Annotated in this window: 2 protein-coding genes and 1 pseudogene; 1 reads left to right on the forward strand and 2 read right to left on the reverse strand. The window is 66.6% G+C overall.

Features of this window, described 5'->3' with window-relative positions; genetic code table 11:
• Positions 1–358 (reverse strand): annotated as a pseudogene (locus AC1D01_RS24540) (hypothetical protein); the annotation flags it as partial.
• Entirely contained in the window at positions 358–3012 is a 2655-nt protein-coding gene (gene gyrA, locus AC1D01_RS24545; protein ID WP_477871005.1) for a DNA gyrase subunit A, read from the reverse strand. The gene gyrA and the pseudogene AC1D01_RS24540, both read right to left, overlap by 1 nt.
• 277 nt (positions 3013–3289) lie before the next feature.
• Here gyrA and AC1D01_RS24550 point away from each other — a divergent pair.
• A partial coding sequence (locus AC1D01_RS24550; RefSeq protein WP_477871007.1) for an OmpA family protein occupies positions 3290–3817 on the forward strand: 528 nt, incomplete at its 3' end.

Consider the following 3817-nt stretch of genomic DNA (forward strand, 5'->3'; position numbering starts at 1 on the left):
CCGTCTGGCTCAACGCCAGCGCGCGTTCCTTGACCAGCGGTACCGCCTCGGCCAGGTACTTGCGCACGGCGGCCTGCACCTGCGTCCACATCGCTTCGCGCTTGTCGGCTGGCACGCGCTGCTGCAGGTACTGCTGCGCGGCGCTCGTGAGCTGCATCGCCGGGCGCTCGGCCACCTCGCGGGCGGTGTTCTCGAGCGCCGGCTGCTGCAGCGTCAGCACGCGCTGCACCAGGGCTTTCTTCGCAGGGCTGGAAGGCGTGGCGGGGGCCGATGCGGTGGCCGGCGTGGCCGGAGTCGACTGGGCCCAGGCGCCCAGCGCCGTGCTGCCCAGCAGGGCGATCGTGATCAGGCGGCGCATCAGGCTTCTCCTTCCGTCGGGGTGTCGCCCGTGCCATCGCCGGGGGCATCCCCAGGCTCGGTTCCGTCCGCATTGGCATCGTTCTCGACGATGCGCTGCAGGCCGCTCAGTTTCGATCCGCCGTCGAGCGCGATCAGCGTGACGCCCTGCGTCGCGCGGCCCAGCTCGCGGATCTCGGAGACACGGGTGCGCACCAGCACGCCCTTGTCGGTGATCAGCATGATCTCGTCGTCCGGGCGCACCAGCGTCGCGGCGACGATCTTGCCGTTGCGCTCGGTCTGCTGGATCGCGATCATGCCCTTCGTGCCGCGCCCGTGGCGGGTGTACTCGACGATGCTCGTGCGCTTGCCGTAGCCGTTCTCGCTGGCGGTCAGCACGCTCTGCGTCTCGTCCTCGGCGACCAGCATCGCGATCACGCTCTGGCCGTCGTCGAGCATCATGCCGCGCACGCCGCGGGCGCCGCGGCCCATTGCGCGCACGTCGTCTTCATCGAAGCGCACCGCCTTGCCGCCATCGCTGAACAGCATCACGTCGTGCTTGCCGTCGGTGAGCGCGGCGCCGATCAGGAAGTCGCCTTCATCCAGGTCGACCGCGATGATGCCGGCCTTGCGCGGGTTGCTGAACTCATCGAGCGCAGTCTTCTTGACCACGCCCTGCGCGGTCGACATGAACACGAAGTGGTCGGCCGGGAAGCTGCGGAAGCCGTCGGTCAGCGGCAGCACCACGTTGACCTTCTCGCCCTGCTGCAGCGGGAACATGTTGACGATCGGCTTGCCGCGCGAATTGCGCGAGCCCTGCGGCACCTCCCAGACCTTCAGCCAGTAGACCCGGCCGCGGTTGGTGAAGCACAGGATGTAGTCGTGCGTGTTCGCGATGAAGAGCTGGTCGATCCAGTCGTCTTCCTTGGTCTGCGTGGCCTGCTTGCCGCGTCCGCCGCGCTTCTGCGCGCGGTACTCGGACAGCGCCTGGCTCTTGATGTAGCCGGTGTGCGAGAGCGTCACGACCATGTCGGTCGGCGTGATCAGGTCTTCGGTGCCCAGATCCTGCGCGTTGTGCTCGATCTGGCTGCGGCGCGCGCCGGCCTTGGTCTGGCCGAACTCCAGCTTGATGGCGATCAGCTCCTCGGTGATGATCGTCGTCACGCGCGACGGCGTGGCGAGGATGTTCAGCAGGTCGGCGATCTCCGCCATCACTTCCTTGTACTCGCCGACGATCTTGTCCTGCTCGAGGCCGGTCAGGCGCTGCAGGCGCATCTGCAGGATCTCGCCGGCCTGGTCGTCGGAGAGGCGGTACAGGCCGTCGGGCTGCATGCCGTACTGGCGCGGCAGGCCTTCGGGGCGGTAGGCGTCGCGCCCGCCCGGGGTCTCGCCTTCGGCGCGCGACAGCATGTCGCGCACCAGCGAGGAATCCCACGACTTGCTCATCAGCGCGGCCTTCGCGACCGGCGGGGTGGGCGAGGTCTTGATCGTCTCGATGAACTCGTCGATGTTGGCCAGCGCCACCGCCAGGCCTTCGAGCACGTGGCCGCGCTCGCGCGCCTTGCGCAGCTCGAACACCGTGCGGCGGGTCACGACCTCGCGGCGGTGCTCGAGGAAGATGCTGACCAGGTCCTTGAGGTTGCAGAGCTTCGGCTGGCCGTCGATCAGCGCGACCATGTTGATGCCGAAGGTGTCCTGCAGCTGCGTCTGCTTGTAGAGGTTGTTCAGCACGACCTCGGGCACCTCGCCGCGCTTCAGCTCGATCACCACGCGCATGCCGGACTTGTCGGACTCGTCCTGGATGTGGCTGATGCCCTCGATCTTCTTCTCGTGGACCAGCTCGGCCATGCGCTCGAGCAGGGTCTTCTTGTTCACCTGGTACGGGATCTCGTCGACGATGATCGACTGGCGCGAGCCCTTGTCGATGTCTTCGAAATGGCACTTCGCGCGCATCACGACCTTGCCGCGGCCGGTGCGGTAGCCGTCGCGCACGCCGCTGGTGCCGTAGATGATGCCGGCGGTGGGGAAATCAGGGGCCGGGATGATCTCGATCAGTTCGTCGATCGTGGCCCCGGGGTTCTTCAGCAGGTGGAGGCAGGCGTCGATCACCTCGTTGAGGTTGTGCGGCGGGATGTTGGTGGCCATGCCCACCGCGATGCCGCCGGAGCCGTTCACCAGCAGGTTGGGCATCCGCGTGGGCATCACCAGCGGCTCTTTCTCGGAGCCGTCGTAGTTCGGGCCGAAGTCGACGGTTTCCTTGTCGAGGTCGGCGAGCAGCTCGTGGGCGATCTTCGAGAGGCGGATTTCGGTGTAGCGCATCGCCGCGGCGTTGTCGCCGTCGACCGAGCCGAAGTTGCCCTGGCCGTCGACCAGCATGTGGCGCATCGAGAAATCCTGCGCCAGCCGGACGATGGTGTCGTAGACCGACTGGTCGCCGTGCGGGTGGTACTTGCCGATCACGTCGCCGACGATACGGGCCGACTTCTTGTAGGGCCGGTTCCAGTCGTTGTTCAATTCGTGCATCGCGAAGAGCGAGCGGCGATGCACCGGCTTCAGGCCGTCGCGCGCATCGGGCAGTGCGCGCCCCACGATCACGCTCATCGCGTAGTCGAGGTACGAGCGGCGCATTTCCTCTTCGAGGCTGATCGGCAGGGTTTCCTTGGCGAACTGGGTCATTCGAGGTCGTCGGCGGAGCCGGAGAAGACGGGCGCTGGCGGGCCCGTGAGCGCAATCCGCGATTCTAATTCGCGGCCGTTGTAGTGCTTGCGCAACATCTGATTCGACTCTCGTAGGACGAAGCCGCGACCCCGGGCCAAAATCCGGGTCGCTAGAGGCCCTATGGCACAATCCGTCGACGGTGGTGGGCGCTCGGGACCGAGGGTTTCACCGTACCTTTCCGATTCCGGTTTGGACGTTCTGCAGGCCATCTGCGACATTCCTCAAGAGGAGAATCATGAAGAAACTGAATAAAGTGGCATCGCTCTTCGCAACCGCCGCACTCGCCGCTTCCGCGTCTGTTGCGTTCGCGCAGTCCAACGGTGCTGACAACTGGGTCAACAGCACCGGCCTTCCCTGGAAGAATGGCACCAACGAACTCTGCTGGCGTGATGCCAACTGGACGCCGGCGACTGCCAACCAGGCTTGTGACGGCGCGCTGAAGCCGCCGCCTGCACCGGCCCCGGTTGCACAGGCCCCGGCTCCCGCCCCGGCCCCGGTGGCTCCGGCTCCGGTCGCTCCGCCGGCCCCGGTGGTCGTGCCGGTCGCTCCGGTCTCCGAGAAGGTCACCTTCGCCGCTGACGCTTTCTATGACTTCGGCAAGTCGACGCTGAAGCCGGAAGCCAAGACGAAGCTGGACGACCTGGTCAGCAAGACCTCGGGCGTGAACCTCGAAGTCATCATCGCCGTCGGCCACACCGATGCGATCGGTGGCGACGCCGCCAACCAGAAGCTGTCGGTCGCTCGTGCCGAAGCGGTCAAGACC

It is taken from the genome of Rhizobacter sp. P3_B12, from assembly GCF_056402895.1.